This is a genomic window from Mesorhizobium sp. WSM4822 (assembly GCF_055811155.1).
Map to the genome: position 1 here is coordinate 402,404 of NZ_JBVVQM010000003.1, position 24,865 is coordinate 427,268.

Consider the following 24,865-nt stretch of genomic DNA (forward strand, 5'->3'; position numbering starts at 1 on the left):
CTGATGGCGCAGAAGACGATCGCGTTTTTTCCAGAAGCGGCCTACGGCCCGGCGCTCAATTCCGTCGGCATCGCCCAGGCGGTCGAGGCGCGCGGCCACAAAGCCGTTTTCCTGTCCGACCCCGGCTTTGTCGATGTCTACAAGGGCTACGGTTTCGAGGCGCATCCGGTGAACCTGTCGGAGCCGATGCCGCCCGAGCAGATGGCCAAATTCTGGGAGGATTTCATCAACGGCCACATCCCGAACTTCCGCAAATCGCCTTACGATCAGGTCGACAATTACGTCAAGGATTGCTGGACGGCGATCGTCGACAGCGCCAAATGGGCGCAGAAGGATCTGCCGCGCGTTCTCTCAGCCATCAAGCCGGATGTGATCTGCGTCGACAACGTCATCCTGTTTCCGGCCATCAAGCAGTTCGGCAAACCCTGGGTGCGCGTCATCTCCTGCTCGGAAAACGAGATCGACGACGAGGACATCCCGCCCCATCTCTCCGGCTGCGGCGAGAACGACCATGCCGGTCACCAGCGCTACCGCGATCATTTCAACGCGGTGATCAAGCCGATCCATGACGACTTCAACGCCTTCCTCGCCGCCAACAACGAGGCGCCTTATCCGATCGGCCAGTTCTTCGAGGCCTCGCCCTATTTGAACCTGCTGCTCTATCCCGAAGCGGCAAAGTTCAAGCGCCGCCATCCGCTCGACCCGGCAAAGTTCCAGTATCTGGAAGGCTGCGTGCGGCAGGAGAAACCCTACACGGTGCCGACATTCGCCAAAAACAATGACGGGCCGCTGCTCTATGTCTCCTTCGGCAGCCTCGGCGCCGGCGATGTCGAGCTGTTGAAGCGCATCATCGCGACGCTGGGCAAGACGCGCTACCGGGCGCTGGTCAATGTCGGCGGCTACAAGGATCAGTACACGGACGTGCCCGCCAACGTGATCGTCGAGAGCTGGTTCCCGCAGCCTTCGGTTATCCCGCAGGTCGATGCGGTGATCCACCATGGCGGCAACAACTCCTTCACCGAGTGCCTCTATTTCGGCAAGCCGGCGATCATCATGCCCTATGTCTGGGACGGCCACGACAACGCCACCCGCGTAGAGGAAACCGGCCACGGCTTCGGCATGCCGCGCTACGACTGGACCGATGCCGAGCTGATTGCCAAAATCGAAACCTGCCTGACCGACCCGGCGATGAAAGCCAAGCTGGCGAAGACATCGGCGCAGATGCGCGCGCAGAATGGGCCGGAGAAAGCAGCCGGGTTGCTGGAGACGCTGCTATGACCTCCTCCGCTCCCCACCTCCACCAGGCCTCCACCCGCGCCGATCTCGTCGACTGGGGCGCCCAGCCGGATGCGTTGGACGGTGCCTCCCACTCGACCGGCAAACTCGTGCACAAAGGCCCGAACAACCAGCCGGAATCCGGCATCTGGGTGTGCACGCCAGGCCGCTGGCGCCTGAGCATCCCGCGCGATGAATTGTGCCATTTCGTCGCCGGCCGCGCGACCTACCGGTCGGATGTCGGTGAAGTGGTAGAAGTCTCGGCCGGCACCGTGGTCATGTTCCCGGCCGGCTGGACGGGTGAATGCACCGTGCATGAGACCATGCGCAACGTCTACATGCTGGCCTGACCACGGAGCTTGACGACATGCCGACACCGCACTGGCCGAAGACCTCGACCGTGGAACTGGAGGACTGGGGCGCGGGCAGCAACACGCTCGCCGGTTCACCGCGCGCCTCGGGCAGGGTCCTGTCCCGGAACCCAGACGGATCGAGCGAATGCGGCCTGTGGTCGTGCACGCCGGGCACGCGCAAGGTCACGTTTGACGCCGACGAGTTCTGCCATTTCCTCTCAGGCCGCGGCAGCTATGTCCATGACGACGGCGAAGAGATCCCGGTCGAGGCCGGCACGCTGGTGTTCTTCCCAGCCGGCTGGACCGGCACCTCCATCATCACGCAAACGCTGATCAAGGCCTTCATGTGCCGCTGAGCACCCTTTCAAGGAAATCGACATGACCACACCCATCATGAAATCCCCGCTCACCATTACCGACCTCGTCGACTGGGGCGTCATCCCGACCATGATCGAGGGGCAATCCCACACCTCGGGCAAGCTGCTGTACAAGGGGCCGGAAGGCCGCTCCGAATGCGGGCTTTGGGTCTGCACACCAGGGAAATGGCACTGCCATGTCACCCGCGACGAGTTCTGCCACTTCCTCGAAGGACGCTGCACCTACGTCCATGAATCCGGCGAGGTCATCGAGATCGAACCGGACACCGCAGCCTTCTTCCCGCAGGACTGGAAAGGCGTCTGCACCGTCCATGAGACGATCAAGAAGGTCTACATGATCCGCTGAGCGGATCCGAGAGGATGTCCATGGATTTCTCCCCTGACCGGCCGACCTTCTTCGTCAACCCGGACTACCGGCCGATGGCAGGCACGGCAAAGCCGGTGATCGATCCGGCGACGATCGAAACAGTCGGCGCCATCGCTGCAGCCAGCGATAGCGAGATCGATGCCGTGCTCACCGCCGCGACCAGGGCGCAGGCCGCCTGGAAAAAGCTCGACGCCAAGAGCCGCGCCAAGCACCTGCATGCCGTCGCCAACGCCATCGAGGTGGCCAACTTCACCCGCTGCGCCGAGCTGATGGTGCGCGAGATGGGCAAGCCCTACCCCGAAGCGATCGGCGAGATCGCCAACTGCGCGCCGATCTTCCGCTACTACGCCGAGATGGCGCGCGACGATGCCGGCAAGATCGCCGGCACGACGCAGGCCGGTTCGTTCCAGTATGCGCGCTACGAGCCCTATGGCGTATCCGTCCACATCATGCCCTACAACTTCCCGATCCTGCTGATGTGCTGGACGGTCGCCGCATCGCTCGCCGCCGGCAATGCCTGCGTCATCAAGCCGGCCGAGGCGACGACGCTGTCGACGCTGGACTACATGACCGTGTTCCGCTCGTTGCCGGAAGGGCTGGTCTCCTGCCTGCCTGGTGGAGCGGCCACGGCGCAGGCGCTGATCGCCTCCGATCGCACCCATGCCGTCGCCTTCACCGGCTCGGTCGCCGCCGGCAAGGCGGTGGCGGTCGCCTGCGCCGAACGCATGAAGCCTTGCGTCATCGAGGCCGGCGGCAGCGATCCGCTGATCATAAGCGAGCATGCCCCGCTTGAGATCGCGGCGGCCGGAAGCGTCACCGCCGCCTTCCACCTCACCGGCCAGGTCTGCACTTCGGCCGAGCGTTTCTTCGTCGTCGATGCCGTTCATGACCGCTTCGTCGCGCTGTTCGCCGAAAGGACCCGGGCGCTGCGCATCGGCAACGGCATGGACAAGACCGAGATCGGACCGCTGGTCAGCGAAAGCGCGCGGACCAAAGTCATGCGTCTTGTCGACGATGCCATCGCCCACGGCGCCAAGGCGGTGACCGGCGGACGCATCCCTCCGGCACACAACACCGGCTGGTTCTACGAGCCGACGATCCTGACCGGCGTCACCCCGGACATGGCAATCGTGCGCGAAGAATGCTTTGGACCGGTCGCCGCCATCTGCCGGGTCAGGGATTTCGACGAGGCGATCCGGCTTGCCAATGACAGCCCGTTCGGGCTCGGCGCCTCTGTCTTCACCACCGATCTGGCCGAAGCCCACGAGGCGGCTGAACGGCTCGAAGCCGGAATGGTCTGGGTCAACAACCCGCTGATCGACAATGATGCCCTGCCCTTCGGCGGCTGGAAGGCCTCTGGCCTCGGCCGCGAGCTCGGACGCCAGGGGCTCGACGCCTTCCGCCGCTCCAAAATGGTGATCATCGACCACAAGCCTGCAATCCAGGAATGGTGGTATCCGTACCCCGACAGCTGGTTCCGCGAGACCGGTGGCCGCAAGCACGTCTGAGTGTTTCGAACCTCGCCAGCTCCGGATAGCCAGCTCGGTGGCTATCCTGGGATAGCCAGTCCATGACCGGGAAAAAGCAATGCCGCCGGGCGAAGGCCCGGCGGCATCTTTCTTCGATTGGCTACTGCCGATTCAACGGCAAGTCGTTACGGCGTCGTTTCCGCCTGCATCGCGGCGGCCGTCTGGTCGATCTTGTCGGCAAGGACGCCCTGAGCCCAGGACGTGACCGCAGCGTCGACCGGCTTGTTGGCCATATCCGCCAGTGCCGCGTCGAGCGATGCATCATCGGTGCCGACCTCTGCCGCGGCAGCCGCCTCATTGGCGGCGGTGACCTCTGCCTCCTGGGCAGTGATTTCGGCCTCCAGATCCGTTATCTTCCCAGGCAAGGCCGCCTGATCTTCGGGCGTCATGGCCGCAATCTGCTCGGGCGTCAGCGATGTCAGCGCGGTCAACTGAGAATTCAGCGCATCCAGCTTCTCCTGGGCCGCTTCAGCGGCGGCCTGAGCAACCTTGGCTTTGGCGGACTGCGTCACGAAGGCCTGGATGGCAGCGAACTTCTTGCTCTTCGAGTTCATATAGGCGTTGATGTTGCGCTGAAGCGAGTTCAGCCGACCGAGCTTGGCGTGGATGTTCTTCTCCTTGGGAACCGACGAGACCTTTGTGGTCTTGTCGACCGTGGTGTCGTCCGTTTTGGCCTTTGCCACCTGCCCCCGAGCCGACGAAGACTTGCCGTGCGAAGCGCCGCTCTTGCCATTGCTATTGCCGCCGTTACCGCCGGCATTGCCCCCGCCGTTGCCGTTGCCACCGCCATTGCCGCCGCCGTGCCCGTTGCCGCCGGCTCCGGCGAGCGCCGGAGACGCCAGAAGCGCCAATGCGGCAAGCGCCGCGAACAGAGTTTTCCGGTTTGTCATGGTAATCTCCTCGGGAATCGTCACCTGGCCCGACCGCTAGCGACCGTCCTATGAGAAATCGCTAATTGTACAGAGTAAACTTTAGACAAATGCTGTCTCAATACGCGATCTGCCGATCAGCCCGAAGCATAACCATCTGATATTAAACACGAATCAGCGCTCTTGAACGGCGATGGCACTGAAGTCCCATGCCGGCAGGACTATAGTCCTGCCGGAATCCAGCGGCATGGGTGAAAGTCGTGACGTGGTATATCGGAAAGGCTTTGAAACAGGGCAATTGATAAAGAAAGCACAAGTCTCAGCCGATACTTTCACCGCCGTCGATTACCAGCGCCTGGCCGGTCATGAAGGATGAGCGGTCGGAGACGAGGAACAGGATCGCTTCCGCGATCTCATCGGCGCTGGCCCAGCGTCCCATCGGAATCTTGGTGCGGACATAGGTTTCGATCGCCTCGCGTCCGCCCATCTGGGCGATGAACGGTTCGTTGAACGGCGTGTCGACCCAGCCCGGGCAGAGCGCGTTGACGCGGACATTGTGCCGGGCATAGTCGAGCGACATCTGCCGCGTCATTGCCACTACCGCGTGTTTGGAAGTGGCGTAAGCGATCATCTCGCGGTCGTAGAACACGCCCGAATTGGAGGCGGTGTTGAGGATGACACCACCGCCTCGTGCGACCATCGACGGCATGACCATCCTGGCCGCCAGGAACTGCGCCCGCACATTGACCCGCCATGACGCGTCCATGCCGCCGACCTCGACCTCGGTCAGCGTTCCGCCGACCTGGATGCCGGCGTGATTGTGCAGGATGTCGATGCGCCCGTGCCTCTCGATCGTGCCGGCAATGAGCTTTTCCAGCGCCCCATCGTCCGCGACGTCAGTGGCGATCGCCTCGGCCTGCCCGCCCACTGCCCTTATGTCCGAAGCCGTTGCTTCGCCGGCGGCCTGATCCCTGTCGGCGATGACGACCACCGCGCCTTCCCTGCCCATGATCATGGCGCCGGCGCGCCCGATGCCGGAGCCGGCGCCGGTCACGACGGCGATGCGGTCTTTGAGGATCATGATGCGACTTTCAGTTCGACGGCTTGCGCCGGCGCAATTGCCATTGGGCAAGCACCACAAGCAGCACGGAAGCGACGAGCACGATCGTCGCGATGGCGTTGATCTCCGGCGTCACGCCGCGCCGGATCGACGCGAAGACATAGATCGGCAGCGTCGTCTGCGCCCCGGCGACGAAGAAGGCCACAATGAAATCGTCGAAGGAGAAGGTGAAGGCGAGCAGGAAACCGGCAACGACGGCCGGCATGATCTGCGGCAGCACGATCGAGCGGAACGTCGTCAATGGCGTGGCGTAGAGATCGCTCGACGCCTCGACCAGATTGCGGTCGAGGCTGCCGAGACGCGTGCCGACGATCATCGTCACCAGCGCCATGGAGAACAGGCCGTGCGCCGCGATGATCGAGCCGTAGCCGAGCGCCAGGCGCGGCGGCTGGTCGTCGGGCCAGATCGAGGCGAGGAACGGATTGACGACCGTGAACAGCTGGACGAGCGCGACCAGTGTCGAAATGCCGATGACGACGCCCGGAACGACGATCGCGGCGCCCAGAAGCGCATCGAAGACCGCGCGTGTTCTGATGCCGACGCGCGCCAGGCCGAGTGCCGCCGCAGTGCCGCACAACGCCGCCAGCAAGGCGCTGGTGGTGGCGATGAACAGGCTGTTCTTCAGCGCTTCGACCAGGAACGGGTTCGCCAGCGCCTTGCCGTACCATTGCACCGAAAAGCCGGTGAACTCGCTGGCATGGTGGCCGGCGTTGAAGGAGAACAGCACGACCAGTGCGATCGGCAGATAGAGGAAGGCGAACACCACAATGACGAAGGCGCGCATCAGATCAAATCCACCCGGCGGGCGCCCGAAACCCGGGTCGAAATGCGATTGGCGGCAATCAGCACCACCACCGAAACCAGCACCAGCGTGATCGCGATGGCCGAACCGAACGGCCAGTTGCGCGATTGCAGGAACAGGTCGACCAGCGCATTGCCGATAAAGAACACCTTGCCGCCGCCAAGCAGCGTCGGGATCAGATATTCGCCCAGCAGCAGGATCATGACCAGCGAGAAGCCGGTCATCACGCCCGGCAGCGACAGTTTCAGGGTCACGCCGAGGAAGGTCGAGAGCGGCGTCGCGCCGAGATCGGCGGAGGCTTCCAGCAGCCGGCGGTCGAGCCGCTCAAGGCTGACATAGATCGGCAGGATCATCAGCGGCAGGTAGCCATAGACGATGCCGAGCAGCACCGCGCCCGGCGTGTTGATCAGCCTGATATCCTCGAAACCGATATAGGACAGCAGAGCCGGGATGCCGCGCCCGCCCAGGATATACATCCAGGCATAGGTCCGCATCAAAAGGCTGGTCCAGAACGGAATGACGACTAGCGCCAGCAGGATCAGCCGCCAGCGCTGCGGTGCGCGCAGAGCAAGATAATAAGCAACGGGATAAGCGACGAGCAGACAGGCGAGCGCCCCTATCGGCGCCAGCACCATCGTGTTCCAGAAGGCAGCCGCCCGCGCCGGAAGATTGGCATATTGCGCGAAGGTGAAAGCCGCTTGATAGCCGCCTTCCGGCGCCCGTTCGCCGACGCTGAACACCGCGATGGCAATGAATGGCAGCACCAGAAACACCACCAGCCACGCGGTCGCCGGACCGAGCAGCATGGCGGTCGTGAGGTTGTGACGAAATCTATTGCCGCGCATTGAAAACCGCCCCGATACCGGCGGACATATGCCCGCCGGTCAATTGTCCGCGCCAGACCGCCCCTCAGGCCGACTTGAAGCGCGCCATCAGCTCTGCGCGGCCGGGATCTGTCAGCGTTGCCGCCGCGCCGAATTCCAGCGGCGTCAACAGGTCGGCCGCCGGATAGAGGATCGGATTGTCGAGCACTTCCTTGGGCAGCAGCTTGTTGACCCGCGCATCGGTCGACGGCGCACCATTGGCCAGATGCTCCTTCACCGCCACCTGCGGGTTCATCAGGTAGTTGAGCAGGGCGTAGCCGGCCGGCTTGTTCGGCGCATCTTTCGGAATGGCGTAGAAATCGGTCCAGATCTCGCCGCCTTCCTTGCCCAGCACATAGGCGATCTCGGGAATGTCGCGATGCAACTGCGCGCCATCGTTCGTCCAGCACATCGTCATCCAGGCGTCGCCGGCGCGCATGCCCGGCTGGTAGTCGGAGGAGACCGCGAACAGATGCGGCTTGACCTTGAGCAGCAGTTCCTCCGCCTTGGCGAGCTCGTCTTGCTTCAACGAGTTGAACGAATAGCCGTAATATTTCAGCGCATTGCCGATCGTGGTCAGCTGGTAGTCGTGCACCATGGTGCGGCTGTCGCCTTCGGCCATGGCGGTATCCCAGAACTCCTTCCAGGTGGTCATCGGCTTGGTCAGCTTCTTCGTGTTGACGGCAAAGCCGGTGGTGCCCCAGTTCTTCGGCACCGCATAGGTCACCGCATCGATCGTGCCTTCCCCGGTGAAGCGGGGATCTTGCTGCGAGCCGTCGAAATTCGGCAGCTTCGCCATCTCCAGCGGCTCGATGATGCCGAGTTTCTTGTAAGTCGAGATCGTGTAGTTGGTCGGCACGAACAGGCTCCAGCCCGAGGCGCCGGCCTGCAGCTTGGCCAGCATCTCCTCGTTGGAGCCGAACACGTTGACCTCGACGGCGACGCCGGTGTCCTTCTTGAAATTCTCGAACGTCGCCGGGTCATGGTAGTTCGGCCAGGTGGCGATCGACATGCGGTCGCCAAGGCTTTCGGCGGCAAAGGCCGGTGTCGGCATGATGCCGATCTCGCGCGCCATCACCGCCGTGGCAATGCCAAGGCCGGTGAGGCCGAGAAAGTCGCGGCGGCCGATCGAGCCGCGCTTCAAACGCATCAGCTGATCGACAAAATTCTTGGGGCTTATCGGCAGTCCGTCACGATATGATTTCGACATGTTTATCTACCCTCTGGTTGGCCCCGTTGTTCTTGGTCTCCGCAAACGCCAGCGGCGTTCCGGAGGCAAAGCCGATGGCGACGGGTTCACCCGGCTTGAAGAGATTGCCGTGGCCGATCAGGTGATCGGCCTTGGCCAGCAGCGTTCCGATGCCCTGGACCTCGATCGCGTATTCCGCCGTCGAGCCGAGGAAGATCCGGTTGCGGACGACGCCTTTGAAGGGGCCGCCCGTCTGGGCGCCAAGGCTGAGCGATTCAGGACGCAGGCTGACCGAAACGGCCTCGCCTTGCTGCAGGGCGGTTCGTTTGCGCGCTGCAATGACGGTGCCGTCGGCAAGCGCCACCTCCACCAGCTCGCCCGAATGTCCGGCGACGGTACCGCTCAAGAGGTTGGTCTTGCCGACGAAATCGGCGACGAACAAATCGGCCGGTTCGTCATAGATCTCGCTCGGCTGCCCGAGCTGGACGATGCGGCCGCCGTTCATGACGCAGACGAAATCGCTCATCGACAGCGCTTCCTCCTGGTCGTGCGTGACCAGCACGAAGGTGATGCCGATCTCGCGCTGCAGGTTCTGCAGCTCGATCTGCATGTCGGTGCGCAGCTTCTTGTCGAGCGCAGCCAGCGGCTCGTCGAGCAAGAGCACCGCCGGCTTGTTGACCAGGGCTCGTGCCAGCGCCACACGCTGCTGCTGGCCGCCCGACAGTTCGTGGATCTTGCGGCGGCCATAGCCGGCGAGCCGCACCATTTCGAGCGCCTCGCCCGCTCTTGAGGCGATCTCGCGCGAAGACAGCCTTGGCCGCGCCTGGCGCAGCCCGTAGGCGACATTGTCCTCGACATCGAGATGCGGAAACAGCGCGTATTGCTGGAACACCATGTTGACCGGCCGCCGGTAGGGCGGCGTCCCGGCCATATCCTGGCCGCGAATGAACACCCGGCCTTCGCTCGGCTGTTCGAAGCGGCCGATCATGCGCAGGCAGGTGGTCTTGCCGCAGCCGGACGGCCCGAGCAACGCGACAAAGGCGGAGGGCGGGACAGCGAGATCGATGCCGCTTACCGCGGTCACCGCGCCATAGCGCTTGGTGACGCCGCGAAACTCGATGTCGGGCACTGCGGTCAAGGCTGATGGCTCCAGCAACAGGGCAATATCGGGACGCTAGCAGAGCCAATGGCGGCTAGTATATACCTCTGAGGTGGTATATCTGATCTATTTTCTCGTTTAAGGGGGTATGGATTGTCCCGCAGCGACGAATACAGCCAGCTCGCCACGCTCGTCGCGGCGACGCGGGAGACCAGCGGCGACCTGTTCGGCAATGCGCTGGTCGATTGGCTGCGGCTCCATGTCGGCTTCGACCACTGCGTGGTGTTCGGCTATCGCGGCGCCGCGCGCCCGCCGCTGCTGTTCGAGACCTTCTCGCCGGCCGAAAGCCACGTCTTCGTCGCGCTCTACCAGGAGGGACCCTATCTGCTCGACCCGTTCCATCACGCGGCGGTCGAGCGCAAGGAAGGGTTCTGGCGCATGCGCGAACTGGCGCCGGACCGCTTCTATGCCAGCGAGTATTTCCGCTCCTACTACAGCCAGACCAGGCTGGCCGAGGAGGTCGGCTTCTTCGTGCCGTTGCCGGGCAAGGATGCGCTGGTGCTCTCACTGATGCGGCTGCGCGCTTCAGGCCCGTTCGGCACCGCCGATGCCAGATTGCTGCGCGACATGGCGCCGGCGGTGATCAGCTTCGCCAGGCTGCGCTGGCCCGCCCTTCCGGCCGACGAACCGGCAGAGGCGCAGCAGGACGAGACAACCACTCCGGTCAACGAGTTCGACCGCGCCCACATCTGGCAGAGCCTGTCGCTGACGCCGCGCGAAAAACATGTCGTCGACCTTGTGCTGCAGGGGCATTCGACGGAATCGATCGCCAGGGCCATGCGCATCGTGCCGGGAACCGTGAAGGTCCATCGCCGCAACATCTACCGCAAGCTCAAGATCAAGTCGCAGGCCGGCCTGTTCGCACGTTTCGTCGAGATCATCGACGCGCGGATAAGGTAGCTACTTCGCCCCGCCGTTTACCTGGGCAATCGCTTCGGATTTCGAATCCGCGTCACTTTTTTGCGAACGCCGGCGCTGCCCCTCACCTGCCTGCCGGCATCCTCTCCCCGTATAGGGACGGGGAGAGGGGCGCAGTAATTCCCGGTTTCGCCAATCTCCAACGTTGCAAGACAGGCGACGAGGTTACCGCGAGCCCCTTCTCCCCGTCACTATACGGGGAGTCGAGGCGTGGTCCGCGCACCGGACGAAAAGCCAACTGCTTGGCTTTTCGAACAACGAACGCCCGGCAGGGCGATGAGGGGCAGCGCAGACCTCGACAATTGGGTGCATTGCCCATGACGATTGATCAGGCTATCGCGTCGCCGTTCCACGACCCGGTCTCGACCATCCGCTTCAGCAGCGGCGCCGGCTTGAACACGTCCTTGCCTGTCCGTTGATGCCAGTACTCGAGCCGCTCGATGATCCTGGCCGGGCCTTCGAGGCCAGCCCAGAACATCGGCCCGCCCTTGCCGATGGGAAAGCCGTAGCCATTGACCCAGACGACATCGATGTCGGACGCACGGGCCGCTATGCCTTCCTCCAGGATCTTGGCGCCCTCGTTGACCAGGGGGTAAAGCGTGCGCTCGATGATTTCCTCCGCACTGATCGCGCGCGGCACGATGCCCTTCTCCGCGGCCTTGTCGCGGATCAGCGCTTCAACCTCGGGATCCGGCACTGGTGTACGCGCGCCAGCCTCGTAAAGGTAAAATCCCCGGCCGGTCTTCTGGCCGAAACGTCCTTGCTCGCACAGCGTGTCGGCGATCACGGCCGACAAGCCACGCGCCTTGCGGTTGCGCCAGCCGATGTCGAGACCGGCGAGATCGCCCATCTGGAAAGGCCCCATCGGCCAGCCGAAATCGGTGAATACCTGGTCGATCCGGCTGGGCGTCGCGCCTTCCAGAAGAAGCGCTTCCGATTCCGAGCCACGCGCGGCCAGCATGCGGTTGCCGACGAAGCCGTGGCAGACGCCGACGACAACGGCCACCTTGCCGATCCGCCGCGCCAGGTCGACGACGGTCGCCAGCGCATCGGGCGCGGTCTTGTCGGCGCGCACGATCTCCAGGAGCTTCATGACATTGGCCGGCGAGAAGAAATGCAGGCCGAGCACGTCCTGCGGCCGCGAGGTCGAGGCGGCGATTTCGTTGATGTTGAGATAGGAGGTGTTGGTGGCGAGGATCGCGCCCGGTTTGGCCACCGCTTCGAGCTTGCCGAACACCTCCTTCTTGACCGCCATGTCCTCGAACACCGCCTCTACGATCAGGTCGCAATCGGCGAGATCGGCATAGTCGGTGGAGCCCTTGAACTGGGCGAGCCGCTCGCGCTTGGCGACTTCGCTTAGCGAACCACGCGTGACGGACACCGAGTAGTTTCTGTCGATCGTCGCCAAGCCGCGCTGCAATGCCTCATGGCTGGTTTCCAGCAAAGTCACGGGATAGCCGCCATTGGCGAAGGCCATGGCGATGCCGCCGCCCATCGTGCCGGCGCCGATGACGCCGACGCGGGAAATCCTGCGCTTGACGATGTCTTTTCCCGAAACCTTTGCCGCCTCACGTTCGGCGAAGAACAAATGCCGCTGCGCCCGCGACTGGTCGCTGCCGACCAGTTTCACGAACAACGCACGTTCCGCCGCCAGCGCCGCATCGAAGGGCAGCGTGACGGCATTGCGCACCGACAGCGCACAGGCGATCGGCGCCTCGAGCCCGCGCGCCTTCCTAGCGAGGTCCGCAGCCTCGGCGTCTAAAGCCACGAGGTCGGTCTCCTTGAGCCCCTCATTGCGATCGCGCACCGGCGTGAAGGGGCCACCCTTGCGGGCAATTTCCCTGGCGAAGTTCACGGCATGCGTCGTCAGATCGCCTTCGAAGACGGCATCGACGAGACCGGCGGCATGCGCCTCGGTCGCACCGATCGGCGTACCGGAGACGATCATCCTGAGCGCCTTCACCGCGCCGACCAGGCGCGGCAGCCGCACCGTGCCGCCGCCCCCCGGCAGCAGGCCGAGCCTGACTTCCGGCAGGCCGAGCTTGGCGCCGGCATCGGCGACGCGGAAATGGCAGCCGAGCGCCAGCTCCAGCCCGCCGCCGAGCGCGGTGCCGTGGATGGCGGCCACCGTCGGCTTGGCGATGGTCTCCAGCATAGCCACGATGGCGCGCAGCTCCGGCTGCTGCATCGGCTTGCCGAATTCGGTGATGTCGGCGCCAGCGACAAAGGTCCGGCCGGCGCATGCAATGACGATGGCGGCAACCGAAGCATCGTCGCGCAACTCAACCAGCGCCTGCATCAGCGGTTCGCGAACATGGAAGCTCAGCGCGTTGACCGGAGGATTGTCGATGGTGACGATGGCGACGTCGCCGTCACGGTGGATCTTCACGAAATCGGACACGCACACCTCCCAGCTCTTTTCAGCGACCGTGGCCGCGCGAACGGGATTTACAGCGCCATGACGTCGAAGGGAACCGGGTGTCGGCCTGGCACAATGATTACAGCCCTGGGACGACGAAGGCGGAGCCTACCGCGGCGCCTTCTGCCCGCCCGCCGCTGTGATCACCCCGACAATGATCAGCCCCGTCAGCAGCAATCGCACCCCGGCACTCACCCCAAACGTGTTGAGCATGGTCAAAAGCAGCACCAGGAACAGCGCCGCGCCCCACACGCCAGGCACATTGGCCTTGCCGCCGGCCACCGACGTGCCGCCGATGACGACGACGGCGATCGAGGCCAGCAAATATTCATTGCCGATATCGACATTGGCGCCGCGGAAATAGCCGGCGAGCAGCGCGCCGTCGATGCCGCCGAGCGCGCCCGACAGCGTGTAGGTGAGGAAGCGGATGCGGCCGACATTGACGCCGGCGAGCCAAGCGGCGCGGATATTCTGGCCGATCGCCAGCACCGAGCGGCCATAGATCATGCGCTGCAGGGCGACCGCCGCACCGATGGTGAACAGCACGGTGAGGATGGCCAGCACCGGAATGCCGAGGATTTGCCAGTTGGCGAAATCGGCGAAGCCCGGCGGCGGCTTGATCTGCAGGCCGCGGCCGTAGCTGATGTCGATCGACTGGATGATGAAGCTGGCCGACAAAGTGGCTATGATCGGTGGGATGCGCAGCGCCCAGATCAGCAGGTAGTTGGCGGCGCCGATCGCCGCCCCGCAGGCAAGCGCCGCCAGCAGCCCGACCGCGATCATGGAATCGTTGCCGTCCATCACTTTCATCGCGACGGCGCTGGCAAGGCCGATATTGGCCGGCAGCGACAGGTCGACATTGCCCGGTCCCAGAGTGATGACGAACATCTGGCCGACGCCGACAATGACCGTGAACACCGCCAGCGACAGGGCCGCGGTGACCATGCCGCCGGCGCCATAACCGCCGGTGAAGGCGATGGTCGCCAGCCACACCAGAAGCGCGCCAATGAACGACCAGATCCAGGGTTTGGCGAGCAGCGATTTCACCGATGTCATCGCTCACCTCTCCTTGCGGCTGATCAGCACCCGCGCCGCCAGCACGATGATGAGGATGGCGCCGTTGGCGGCAACCTGCCAATCGGGTGGAATGTGCATGAAGGTGAGCAGCGGCGAGGCCGCCAGCGCCAGCGTCAGCGCGCCGATCACAGCACCTATCGGCGACACCCGGCCGCCGACGAATTCGCCGCCGCCGAGGATGACGCCGGCGATCGCCAGCAGCGTGTAGCCATTGCCGATATTGGCGTCGGCCGAGGTGGTGATGCCGATCAGCGCCATGCCGGACAGCACGCCGAACAGACCGGCCAGCGCAAACAGCACGATCTTGGTCTTGAGCAGCGACCAGCCGGCGCGGCCGAGTGCCGCCGGATTGCCGCCGGAGCCGCGCAGGATCACGCCATAGGAAGTGCGCATCAGGCCGAAATGAACGATGAGGCCGATCAGCAGCGCGGCGATGATCGGGAACGGAATGAAGGGCGGCTTGAACGCCATCAGCCCGAGCAGCCACTCCGGCGCCTTGCCGCCCGGTTTGGGCAAGACGAGAATGGCAAGCCCCTGCCAGACGAAACTCATGCCGAGCGTCACCACGATCGAAGGCAAATTGCGCAGATGGATCAGCGCGCCGAGCAGCGCATAGACGCCTATCGACCCGAGCAGGATCATCACGCCGATGAGCGGCGCGTCCTTCAGCCAGGTCGCCGTGACACAGCCGACGAAGCCGACGAAAGTACCGATCGACAGGTCGAGCTCGTTTCCGGCGATAACGAACATCTGCGCGATGGTCGCCAGCGCGATCGGGATCGCCAGGTTGAGCATCAGGCTGAAGCCGAAATAGCTGATGGCGCGCGGGTTGAGCCAGGCGATGGCGAGCAGCACCAGCGCCAGCGACAGCGCCGGCAGCAGCCCGCGCAACAGACGGGCACGGGCCAGTGCGCCTCGCTCGGCGGACGTCCTGGCGGCGGTGTCGAGGCTGGCGGCCGTCATCTCAGGCCGCATCGCCGAAGGAGGACTGGATGATCTTCTCTTCGGTCAACTCGTCGCGGCGCAGATTGGCGACGATGCGGCCGTTCTTGAAGACATAGATGTGATCGCAATTGTCGAGCTCTTCGGTTTCCGTGGTGTACCAGAGGAAGGTGCGGCCTCGGGCAGCCTCTTCGCGCACGAGGTCATAGACCTCCAGCTTGGTGCCGATATCGACGCCGCGCATCGGGTCGTCCATCAGCACGATCTGCGCGTCCGAGCCGAGCGCGCGGGCAAACAGCGCCTTCTGCTGGTTGCCGCCCGACAGCGAGAAGATGTTGTTGTTCATATCGGGCGTGCGGATGCCGATCTTCTTCTGCCATAGTGCAGCGAGTTCGGCCTCGCGCTGCGGCGAGATCAGCAGCCCGCTGCGCAGCCGCGCCAGCGAGCGGATGCCGATGTTCTCAGCGATCGACCATTGCGGAAAAATGCCGTCCGACTGGCGGTCGCCGGCGACCAGCGCCACCGGCGCCGTCACCTCGATGCCGGCCCGGGCGCGCGATGCAGCCGTGAAGATCGCCAGCAGCAGGTCGGTCTGGCCATGGCCAGCCAGCCCGGCAAGGCCGATGATCTCCCCGGCACAGGCGACAAGGTCGGTGCCGTCCTTCTGCGCGGCGGGCCGCGCCCGGACCCGCAGCGGACTGGCGGCGGGCTTGGCGGCAGCGATTTGCGCCGCGATCTTCTGGCGCGCCTCCGCTCCGCCCATCGCCGTCACCAGCCGGTCGCGGTCGAAGGCACTGGCGGCGTCGGCGACAACCACCTTGCCGTCGCGCATCACCACGATGCGATCGGCGTTGCGCAGCACCTCACCCAGCACATGCGAGATCAGGATGCAGCTTTTGCCGCCGGCGACGAAGCGGCGCACGAAGGCCAGCAGCTGGCCCGCCGTATGCGCATCGAGCGACGATGTCGGCTCGTCGAGGATGACGAGGTCGAGCCGATCCTGCGTGACGGTGAAGGCGCGCGCCACTTCCACCATCTGGCGCCGGCCGATCGACAGATCGCCGACAATATCGGACGCCGAAATGCTGTGGCCCGGAAAGATCTCGTCGAGCTTGGCGGCGATCAGATCCGCCGCCTTGCGCCGCCAACTGAGCCCGCGCAGCGAAGCGTGGTTGATGCGCGTGTTCTCGGCGACGCTGAGATTGGGGCACAGCGACAGTTCCTGGAAGACACAGCGTATGCCGAGTTGCTGCGCGCGCGACACCGAGTAGTTTTCCTCGATGCCGCCATGCACGCCGATCTTGCCGCTGTCGGGCACCAGCGTGCCCGCCACCATGTGCATCAGCGTCGATTTGCCGGCGCCATTGTGGCCGACGAGACCAACGCACTCGCCGGGGCCGACGTGAAAATCGACGCCGCCCAGCGCGCGAACGGCGCCGAAATGCTTTTCGGCGCCGTTCAGTCTGATGATGTCAGCGTTCCCTTCAGGCATGCTCAACGATATCCGCTCGATGATCCGGAGGGCAACGCTTGTTCAAGGCTCACTTGATGTTGGCTTTGATGGCCGCGATCGCATCTTCCTGCGTGTATTCGTGGCTGGCGACGCCGCCCTTGGGGATCTTCGGCAGCTCGGCCTCGAAATCGTCCTGTGTGAAGGCCAGATACGGCACCAGCAGATCGTGCGGAATGTCGGTGCGGCCGTCGAGCACCTGCTGCGCCACCCAGAAGGCGAGCGACGACACGCCGGGCGCGATCGAGGCCGACCAGGTCTGGTAGCCGTCCTTGTCCTTCTGCTCCTTCCACCACTGCAGCTCGTCCTGGCGGTTGCCCATGATGATGGTCGGGCGCGGCTTGCCGGCGGCGGCGAAGGCCTGGGCCGCGCCGTAACCGTCACCGCCCTGGTCGACCACGCCGACGATGTTGGGCAGCGACGGCAGGATGGTCGCCACCGCCTTTTGCGCCGTCGTCTGGTCCCAGTCGCCGGTCACCGAACCGACGATCTTGAACTCGGGATGGGCGGCGACCCCCTCGAGGATGCCGGCATGGATGGCATCGTCGATCGAGGTCCCGGCAAGGCCGCGGATTTCAAGCAGATTGCCGCCCTTGGGCTGGAATTTGGCCATCTGCTCGATTTCCTGCTTGCCCATGTCCTTGAAGTCGACGACGACGCGGTAGGCGCAAGGTTCGGTTACGGTGCCGTCGAAGGAGACGACGACGATGCCGGCATCGCAGGCCTGTTTGATGGCGCCGTTGAGCGCATCCGGCGAGGCTGCGTTGATGACGATCGCGTCATAGCCCTGCAGGATCAGGTTCTGCACCTGTGCAGCCTGCGTCGGCACCTCCTTGTCGGCGGTGGTGAAGATGTCGGCCGCGCCGACGATCTTGTCGGCGACCGCCTTCTTGGTGACGATGCCATAGCTGTCGAGCATCGCCTGCCGCCAGGAATTGCCGGCATAATTGTTGGAAAAAGCGATCTTCTTGCCACTGGTGTCGGCCAGCGCCGTGCCCGAGGCGAGCATTGCCGCCAGAGCGCCCAGAACGAACAGTTTCTTCATGTCGTTATCCTCCCAGATGTGTTGACTGCTGCATTCCCACCGGCTTTGACCCCGGCCTCACTCCCAACTCTGATTTGAGCACGGATTGTCGCGAGCTCAAAACAGTCTCAATCCCGGCACGCGCACCCTGAGCCGGTACAGCGACGTCGACGCGGTGATGTAGAGGCTTTGCAGATCGTCGTCACCGAAGGTGAAATTCGCGCAATCCTCGGGCGTCCGGATGACGCCAAGAATGGCACCCGAGGCGTCGAAAATGTGGATGCCGCCGGGTCCGGTGCAGTAGAGATTGCCGCGGCTGTCGATCTTCATGCCGTCGGGCGCTCCCGGCCCCTCGCCCTCGGTCACTGCCCACACCGCGCCGCCATTGAGGTCGCCATTGGCTTCGACGCCGAACACCCTGATATGCCCGCGTTCGGTGTCGTTGATGAACAGCCGCGACTCGTCCAGCGAAAAGCAAAGCCCGTTCGGCTGCCCGAAATCGTCAGCCAGCAATGTCAGCCGGGCGCCATCGCCATCGATGCGGTAGACGCCCTGGAACGGCAGGTCCTGTGGCCGTGGCACGCCATAGAATTCCCTCCGGCCATAGCCCGGATCGGTGAAATAGATCGATCCGCCGGTGGCAACGACGATGTCGTTCGGGCTGTTGAGCTGCTTGCCCTGATAGTGCGTGGCAAGCACCGTCGCGCTGCCGTTGGGTTCGGCGCGGGTCACCCGGCTCGTTGCGTGCTCGCAGGTGACCAGCCGCCCCTGGCGGTCCAGCGTGTTGCCATTGGCCTTGTGACTCGGCGCGCGGAACAGCTCGATCTCGCCTTCGGCACTGCGGCGATAGATCCGGCTTTCCGGAATGTCGGAGAAGACCAGCCATTTCTCGTAGGGGTGCCAGACCGGCCCTTCGAGGAAGCCGAAGCCGCTCGCCAGGGTCTCAATGGTCGCATCGCCGACGACGTCGTCGAAGCCGGAATGGCGCGCACGCGCCGACACCGACATCATCGGCTCCCGGCGCGAACAGCCGTGCTACTCCGCATGGTGACAAATGGCATGAGCGCTTCCCGATATAGGCTTCTTGTTGGGGCAGAGCGTAGGCGCGGTACCGACGAGCCGATACGGGTCAAAGCGCACGGCCGACTGTGCGTTTGCACAGTCGGCCGTGCCTATCGAGCACGGGATAGCGACGACGTCAGATCAGGGCCGGCGACCACTCCGCAAAAGCGCGGTCAAGGTCGCGCTCGCGCACGCCACCGCCACGAGCACGACCACGCCTGCAGCGTTGGACTCCTGCTGTGTTCGAGCCGAGTCGTGCTGCGCGGGTAAAGGGCTGTGAACCAAGGTTTTCAGATCGGACCGGCTGCCGTGCCGAACGGAATAGGCGCGCGTGAACTCGGCACCGAGGAGGAAAATTTCCGACGAGTAGTAAACCCAGAGCAATATGACGAGCAGGCCGCCAGCGGCGCCATACGAAGACGCAATCGCGCTGGTGCCGATATACCAGCCGATAAGCGATTTCCCCAATGTGAACAGGGCCGCGGTCCCGACAGCGCCAATTGCCACATCGCGCCATTCCAGGGTTCGATCGGGTAAAACTTTGTAAATGGCGGCAAACATCACGGAGATAAGTGCAAACGAAACGACGCCATTGATCCCGCTGAGTAGGATCGTTCCGAACGGCAGATAGGCATTGATGAAATCCCCCAGTGCCGAAATCGCGGCGCTTGCGATGAGAGAGACCAGCAACAGGAAGCCAAGTGCGGCCACCAACCCCAGACTGGCGGCCCGTGCCCGCACCAGACGCGACAGGGAGTTGCCTTGCGGTTCGATCTTCCAGATTGTGTTCAACGACTGCTGCATTTCGCCGAAGACGCCAGACGCGGCCACCAGCAAGGTGACCAGCCCTATGATCGCGGCCCAGGTGCCGTACAGACTGTCGGATGCATTTTCCAAGGCCATCTTGAGGAGATCGGCGCTTTCCGGTCCCATCAGCCCTGATATCTGCGCGGACAAGGCCAATTGTGCGGCATCGTGGCCGAAGACGAGACCAGCAATCGCAACCACGATCAGCAAGATCGGCGCCAGCGAGGTGGTGGCATAGAAAGCCATCGCAGCACCATGGCTAAGTGCATTGTCGTTGATGAAGCCGACTATGCTTTCACGCACCAGATGCCATGAATCTGTGATTGAGGGTCGCACTTCGGGTCCGCAGGCATTGAGTTGGCGTTCACTAGCAATGCGCCTGACCTTCCGAAGTTCCGGGGCGTGGCCGCCGCTGTTTCAGTGCTCCGCCAGCCAGGCATCGAGCCGGTCCTGTTCGCGGCGCAGTGCGTCGATGTTGATCAGGCCACGCGCCATGGCGAGATAGATCGCCCGTGTCCGCGAGTTGAACACGGAAGCATCGCCGGCGCCGTCGTCCGCCGGCACGATGCCGAGCTTGTCATAGACATGCTTGATGCGGCTCTGCGCACCACGGATCGACAGGCCGCGCCGCGCCGCGATCGCCCGGTCGGTCAGGCCGAGCGCGATGTCGATCAGGCTCTCATATTCGCCGTCGGTGATGCCCTCGAACTTGTCCTGCACGCGGTGCTGGATGCCGCGGATTTCGCGGTCGATGATGCAGTGGCCTTCGCGGAAAACCCCGCGCAGGGCGGACCGCATGCCCTCCTCCGTCGCCGATTTGAGCACATAGCCGTAGACCGAGCCGGGCGGCACGATGCGCGCCACGCCGCGCACATAGGCTTCGTCGGCGAAATTCGACCAGAACAGGATGTGCGTGCCGGCGCGACGGTTCCAGATCGCCTTGGCAACTTCGATTCCGGTCGCCTTGGGCATCTGCAAATCGAGCACGACATGCAGTGGCTCGCGCTCAGTCGCCAGGTTGATGGCGTCCTCGCCGTCGCTCGCCTCGATCACCTCGACGTCGCCGGGCCACAGCTGCTCCACCGTCCGCCGCGCGAAGCTACGGTGCAGCCCGTCATTCTCGGCGATCATCACAAGCATCACATGGCCTCCGATACGGCGAACTCGCCAGGCACCGCTGCAGCCGCCGCCAATTCTCGCGACGGCTGGCGGTCGATCTCGACGACGACACGGGTGCCGCCGTTCTTGCGGCCGGCCTGGCCGATGCGCAGCCGCGCCCCGATAAGGGCTGCCCGCGTGTGCATATGGCCGATGCCGCCATACGCAGCCGGGTCGACGGTGCCGCAGCCCTGGCCGTCATCCGTCACGATCACCCGCAGCACGCTCGCGGTCGACGCCAGCAGCACGTCGATGCGGTGCGGCGCGGCATGGCGAACGGCATTGTTGATCGCTTCCTGCACGATCCGGTAGAGCGCGGTCCGCACTGGCTCCGGCAAACTGTCGGCGCCGCCGTCGCTGGTGTCGGCGATGCGCACGGCGATCGGCGGCTTGGCCTTGCTGACACTGCGGTTGAGATGCGCTTCGACCGCATCGCGCAGGCCGAACAGTTCGAGCACGCTCGGCCGCATGGCGTCGACGATGTGGCGCAGTTCCATCAGGCAGCCGGCGACCTCCTGCTCGAGGTCGGCAAGCTGCGCGGCCCGCGCCACGCCCTGGCCGCGCAAGGCCGAAAGCTGGCGCGCGATGCGGGCGAGATCGGCAAGCGTCTGGTCGTGCAGGTCCATGGCCATGCGGCGGCGTTCGCGCTCCATGCCCTCGGTCAATTGCGAGGCGCCGACGCGCAGCAGTTCGACGCGGTTGCGCGCCTCGCTCTCGGCCAGCATGGCGCGGCGCGCCTCCTCGGTCTGGATCAGCGCGAAGATATAGGGCGCGATCAGATCGGCGCATTGCTGGGCGACCGCGACATCGGCAAGCGTGTAGCAGCCGATTTCGTGCCGACTGATGTTGAGCGCGCCGATGACGCTACCGCGCGCCCTGAGCGGCACGATGATGCGGCTGCGCAGCTTGGCCGCGAAAATCGGCTCGTCGAAAGCGCCGGCAAAATGAAAACGGTCGTCGACAAGCGCGTTGTCCGACAACAGGTAAGGCGTCTTGCCCCACAACACGAAGCGAATCGGACTGCCTTCCACCGGATGCTGGGCGAGCTCGCTCCAACTGGTGTGGAAACCGGCTTCGTAGCAGGCATGCATGCGCCCATCGTGAGACAGCACAGCCAGATCGATATGGTCGTGCGGGATGAGCGTGCCGATCTCGATGGCGGTCGCGCGGAACGCCGTGCCGGGATCGATATGGCCGGCAAGCGCCCGCGATATCGCCAGCAGCCGGTCGATCAGGACCAGGGACACTTCCGCCATTGCTTTCACGATCCTCCCGTGCCGCGAAATAGTGGACGCATGCCGCCGCCGCTGTCAACGACGGCGCCGTTGACTATAGGAATTTTTTCTTGACTCGGTGACCTCAGCTATGGTACATTTTTGTCCATGGTGCTGATTTGCGCCAGTGACCCGCCGCACAGGCGGGTTGTTCGCTTGATGCTCCGTCAGCCAATGGCGGGCGAAGGCTCCGAAGAAACCCGTCAGCCCGAGTTCGTTGCCCTGCCGTTCAACTTGCGGTGCAATGATTGTAAAGGGTTCGCGTCCTGGTCTAGGGAGGAGGCCAGGAGACCGAAACAGAATGCCAGTGACGCAAAACGTTGCTCCGGGCGCCCCGGGGATCCCGGCGCGCTGGACATCAAGCGCCAAGAGTGGCGTCGGAACGTCGCTTTCGCCGGCCGGCCGGATTTGGTTCACGATCAGCCACGGCATCCTCAACGAAGTCTACTATCCGCGCGTCGACAGCGCCTGCACCCGCGACCTCGGCTTGATCGTCAGCGGTCCCGGCGGCTATTTCTCGGAAGAGAAACGCGATGCCGGGCATACGATCGAACCGTTCGAGGACGGCGTGCCCGCCTACCGGCTGGTCAACACGGCGAGCGACGGCGCCTGGCGGATCGAAAAGCGCATCCTCGCCGACCCGGCGCGCCCGGCTCTGCTGCAGGAAATCACCTTCACGGCGCTGAAAGGGGTGCCCGGTGGCTACCGCGTCTACGCGCTTCTGGCGCCGCATCTGGTCAATGCCGGCATGGGCAACACCGCCTGGGTCGGCGAGCACGAGGGAAAGCCCGTGCTGTTCGCCTCGGGACGCGGCTCTTGCCTGGCGCTGGCCTCCTCGCAGCCCTGGCGCACCGGCTCGGCCGGTTATGTCGGTTTTTCCGACGGTTGGCAGCAACTCCACGACACCGGTGAGCTCGACGCTGCATACCGGCGGGCCGAGGACGGCAATGTTGCGCTGACGGGCGAGATCGGCTTTTCCGCGACCAGGACCAAGGCTTTGCTGGCGCTGGGATTTGGCGCGACGCCTGAGGAGGCCGCGGAACATGCTTTCGCCAGCCTGAAGCAGGGTTTTGAACCCGCGGCGAAATCCTATCTTCAGAACTGGCGCAATTGGCAAAAGGGCTTGCTGCCGCTGGACGACCGGCACGCGGTGCCCGGGATCAACTTCTATCGCACCAGCACCGCGGTACTGGCGACGCACCGGTCGATCGCGACGCCAGGCGCCGCGGTCGCCAGCCTGTCGATCCCGTGGGGCTTCAACAAGGGTGACGACGACCTCGGCGGCTACCATCTGGTCTGGCCGCGCGATCTGGTCGAGACGGCGGGCGGCTTTCTTGCTGCCGGCGATGCTGCCTCGGCCCTGCAAATCCTCGATTACCTCAGCTCCATCCAGCAGCCGGACGGCCATTGGCCGCAGAACGCCTGGCTCGACGGATCGGCCTATTGGCCCGGCATCCAGATGGACGAATGCGCCTTTCCGCTGCTGCTGGCCGACGCTTTGCGCCGCGCCGGCCATTTGCCGCGCGCCAGGCTCATGACCTTCCTGCCGATGATCGAGCGCGCCGCCGGCTATGTCGTGCGCAACGGACCCGTCACCGGCGAGGACCGCTGGGAAGAGGATGCCGGCTACAGCCCGTTCACGCTCGCCGTCGAAATCGCCGCACTGCTTGCCGCGGCAGACCTGCTCGACGCCTGCGGCAAGACAGACGCCGCGACCTATCTGCGCGAGACATCAGACGTCTGGAACGACCAGGTCGAGCGCTGGACCTACGTCACCGGCACGGCGATCTGCAGTCAAGTCGGCGTCGAAGGCTACTATGTCCGCATAGCACCACCCGACAGCGCCGAGGCCGGTTCGCCGAAGGACGGCTATGTCCCGATCAAGAACCGGCCGCCCGGCGACACGGATCGGCCCGCCAAGGAGATCGTCAGCCCGGATGCACTGGCACTTGTCCGCTTCGGTCTGCGGGCGGCCGACGACCCGCGCATGACAGACACGGTCAAGGTCATCGACGCGCAATTGCGCTGCGATCTGCCGCAAGGGCCGCTCTGGTACCGCTACAGCGGCGATGGCTACGGCGAGCATGAAGATGGCGCACCTTTCGATGGCACCGGCCAGGGTCGCCCCTGGCCGCTGCTGGCCGGCGAACGCGCCCACTATGAGCTGGCGGCTGGGCGCAGGGAAAAGGCAGCCAGCCTGCTGGCAGCGCTGGAAGGCTCGGCCGGACCGGGCGGCCTATTGCCGGAGCAGGTCTGGGACGGCGCCGATCTGCCGGAGCGCGAACTGCTGCACGGCCGCCCGTCGGGCAGCGCCATGCCGCTGGTCTGGGCGCATTCGGAGCATATCAAGCTGCTGCGCTCGCTGCGCGACGGCGCGGTCTTCGACATGCCGCCGCAAGGCGTCAAGCGCTATATCGAGGACAAGACCGTATCGCCGTTCAGAACCTGGCGGTTCAACAACAAGATCCGCACCATGCCGGAGGGCAAGACGTTGCGCGTCGAATTGTTGGACCCGGCTACGGTCCACTGGAGCACCGACAACTGGGCGACCACCCACGACAGCCATACGGTGGAGAACGCCTTCGGCATCCATCTTGCCGATCTGCCTGCGGCAAGCCTCCCCGAGGGAAGCACGCTGCTCTTCACTTTTTTCTGGCCCGGGACCGGCGATTGGGAGAATGTCGACTTCTCCGTCATATCGGGCGACCAAGATGGCCAGTAGATCACAGCCAGTAGACCTTCCCTCGATAACCCCGCAAATCTCTTAGAAA

22 protein-coding genes are annotated in these 24,865 nt (G+C 64.4%); 7 read left to right on the forward strand and 15 right to left on the reverse strand.

Going from position 1 to position 24,865, the window contains the following annotated elements; translation table 11 throughout:
* The first annotated feature begins 3 nt into the window (after positions 1 to 3).
* The 5 genes from AC0L3E_RS09970 to AC0L3E_RS09990 are packed head-to-tail and all read left to right on the forward strand — an operon-like array spanning position 4 to position 3,880.
* Positions 4 to 1,278 carry a glycosyltransferase gene (locus AC0L3E_RS09970; RefSeq protein ID WP_128308497.1) on the forward strand — a complete coding sequence of 425 codons (1,275 nt, stop codon included), beginning with the start codon at positions 4 to 6 and terminating at the stop codon, positions 1,276 to 1,278.
* Positions 1,275 to 1,625: a cupin domain-containing protein gene (locus AC0L3E_RS09975; protein WP_128308498.1), complete on the forward strand. Its 351-nt coding sequence runs from the start codon at positions 1,275 to 1,277 to the stop codon at positions 1,623 to 1,625. Before AC0L3E_RS09970 ends, AC0L3E_RS09975 begins: the two co-directional genes overlap by 4 nt.
* A 17-nt stretch (positions 1,626 to 1,642) precedes the next feature.
* The gene (locus AC0L3E_RS09980) at positions 1,643 to 1,984 is read left to right on the forward strand and encodes a cupin domain-containing protein (protein ID WP_128308499.1); all 342 of its coding nucleotides are present in this window, start codon (positions 1,643 to 1,645) and stop codon (positions 1,982 to 1,984) included.
* Between the two features lie 22 nt (positions 1,985 to 2,006).
* Positions 2,007 to 2,351 (forward strand): cupin domain-containing protein, encoded by a 345-nt coding sequence (locus AC0L3E_RS09985; protein ID WP_013528939.1) that lies wholly within the window; start codon positions 2,007 to 2,009, stop codon positions 2,349 to 2,351.
* Positions 2,352 to 2,371: 20 nt separating this feature from the next.
* Positions 2,372 to 3,880: an aldehyde dehydrogenase family protein gene (locus tag AC0L3E_RS09990; RefSeq protein ID WP_473604694.1), complete on the forward strand. Its 1,509-nt coding sequence runs from the start codon at positions 2,372 to 2,374 to the stop codon at positions 3,878 to 3,880.
* Positions 3,881 to 4,026: 146 nt separating this feature from the next.
* On the opposite strand, the gene AC0L3E_RS09995 is transcribed toward AC0L3E_RS09990, so the two are convergent.
* From AC0L3E_RS09995 to AC0L3E_RS10020, 6 genes are all read right to left on the reverse strand, one after another.
* Positions 4,027 to 4,791, reverse strand: coding sequence for a hypothetical protein (locus AC0L3E_RS09995; protein WP_128308501.1), 765 nt, complete (start codon positions 4,789 to 4,791; stop codon positions 4,027 to 4,029).
* 298 nt (positions 4,792 to 5,089) lie between these two features.
* On the reverse strand, positions 5,090 to 5,851 hold the full coding sequence (locus AC0L3E_RS10000; protein ID WP_127321335.1) for an SDR family NAD(P)-dependent oxidoreductase: 762 nt from the start codon (positions 5,849 to 5,851) through the stop codon (positions 5,090 to 5,092).
* Between the two features lie 10 nt (positions 5,852 to 5,861).
* Entirely contained in the window at positions 5,862 to 6,674 is an 813-nt protein-coding gene (locus tag AC0L3E_RS10005; protein WP_128308502.1) for an ABC transporter permease, read from the reverse strand.
* The gene (locus AC0L3E_RS10010) at positions 6,674 to 7,537 is read right to left on the reverse strand and encodes an ABC transporter permease (RefSeq protein ID WP_127266978.1); all 864 of its coding nucleotides are present in this window, start codon (positions 7,535 to 7,537) and stop codon (positions 6,674 to 6,676) included. The genes AC0L3E_RS10005 and AC0L3E_RS10010 overlap by 1 nt, the downstream gene beginning before the upstream one ends.
* 64 nt (positions 7,538 to 7,601) lie before the next feature.
* Entirely contained in the window at positions 7,602 to 8,765 is a 1,164-nt protein-coding gene (locus tag AC0L3E_RS10015) for an ABC transporter substrate-binding protein (RefSeq protein WP_127396851.1), read from the reverse strand.
* The gene (locus AC0L3E_RS10020; protein WP_473604695.1) at positions 8,746 to 9,882 is read right to left on the reverse strand and encodes an ABC transporter ATP-binding protein; all 1,137 of its coding nucleotides are present in this window, start codon (positions 9,880 to 9,882) and stop codon (positions 8,746 to 8,748) included. Before AC0L3E_RS10020 ends, AC0L3E_RS10015 begins: the two co-directional genes overlap by 20 nt.
* A 114-nt stretch (positions 9,883 to 9,996) precedes the next feature.
* Between AC0L3E_RS10020 and AC0L3E_RS10025 the strand changes: the two genes are divergently transcribed.
* Positions 9,997 to 10,803 carry a response regulator transcription factor gene (locus AC0L3E_RS10025; RefSeq protein ID WP_128308504.1) on the forward strand — a complete coding sequence of 269 codons (807 nt, stop codon included), beginning with the start codon at positions 9,997 to 9,999 and terminating at the stop codon, positions 10,801 to 10,803.
* Positions 10,804 to 11,149: 346 nt separating this feature from the next.
* On the opposite strand, the gene AC0L3E_RS10030 is transcribed toward AC0L3E_RS10025, so the two are convergent.
* The 9 genes from AC0L3E_RS10030 to AC0L3E_RS10070 form a co-directional block, all read right to left on the reverse strand.
* Complete coding sequence (locus AC0L3E_RS10030) at positions 11,150 to 13,222, reverse strand: 3-hydroxyacyl-CoA dehydrogenase NAD-binding domain-containing protein (protein ID WP_128309700.1); 2,073 nt, start codon at positions 13,220 to 13,222, stop codon at positions 11,150 to 11,152.
* Between the two features lie 126 nt (positions 13,223 to 13,348).
* Entirely contained in the window at positions 13,349 to 14,296 is a 948-nt protein-coding gene (locus tag AC0L3E_RS10035; RefSeq protein WP_127808746.1) for an ABC transporter permease, read from the reverse strand.
* Positions 14,297 to 14,299: 3 nt separating this feature from the next.
* Positions 14,300 to 15,280 carry an ABC transporter permease gene (locus AC0L3E_RS10040; protein ID WP_164898853.1) on the reverse strand — a complete coding sequence of 327 codons (981 nt, stop codon included), beginning with the start codon at positions 15,278 to 15,280 and terminating at the stop codon, positions 14,300 to 14,302.
* 1 nt (position 15,281) lies between these two features.
* Positions 15,282 to 16,751: a sugar ABC transporter ATP-binding protein gene (locus AC0L3E_RS10045; protein ID WP_473604696.1), complete on the reverse strand. Its 1,470-nt coding sequence runs from the start codon at positions 16,749 to 16,751 to the stop codon at positions 15,282 to 15,284.
* A 49-nt stretch (positions 16,752 to 16,800) separates the two neighbouring features.
* Positions 16,801 to 17,814, reverse strand: coding sequence for a substrate-binding domain-containing protein (locus tag AC0L3E_RS10050; protein WP_473604697.1), 1,014 nt, complete (start codon positions 17,812 to 17,814; stop codon positions 16,801 to 16,803).
* Positions 17,815 to 17,910: 96 nt separating this feature from the next.
* Positions 17,911 to 18,801 carry an SMP-30/gluconolactonase/LRE family protein gene (locus tag AC0L3E_RS10055; protein WP_473604699.1) on the reverse strand — a complete coding sequence of 297 codons (891 nt, stop codon included), beginning with the start codon at positions 18,799 to 18,801 and terminating at the stop codon, positions 17,911 to 17,913.
* Between the two features lie 195 nt (positions 18,802 to 18,996).
* On the reverse strand, positions 18,997 to 19,908 hold the full coding sequence (locus AC0L3E_RS10060) for a YihY/virulence factor BrkB family protein (RefSeq protein WP_473604700.1): 912 nt from the start codon (positions 19,906 to 19,908) through the stop codon (positions 18,997 to 18,999).
* A gap of 171 nt (positions 19,909 to 20,079) precedes the next feature.
* Positions 20,080 to 20,802, reverse strand: a complete 723-nt coding sequence (locus AC0L3E_RS10065; protein ID WP_256747829.1) for a response regulator transcription factor — start codon at positions 20,800 to 20,802, stop codon at positions 20,080 to 20,082.
* Positions 20,802 to 22,076, reverse strand: coding sequence for a GAF domain-containing sensor histidine kinase (locus AC0L3E_RS10070; protein ID WP_473604702.1), 1,275 nt, complete (start codon positions 22,074 to 22,076; stop codon positions 20,802 to 20,804). The genes AC0L3E_RS10065 and AC0L3E_RS10070 overlap by 1 nt, the downstream gene beginning before the upstream one ends.
* Before the next feature lie 319 nt (positions 22,077 to 22,395).
* Here AC0L3E_RS10070 and AC0L3E_RS10075 point away from each other — a divergent pair, with 319 nt between their 5' ends.
* Positions 22,396 to 24,816, forward strand: a complete 2,421-nt coding sequence (locus AC0L3E_RS10075) for a glucan 1,4-alpha-glucosidase (protein WP_473604703.1) — start codon at positions 22,396 to 22,398, stop codon at positions 24,814 to 24,816.
* Positions 24,817 to 24,865 lie beyond the last annotated feature (49 nt).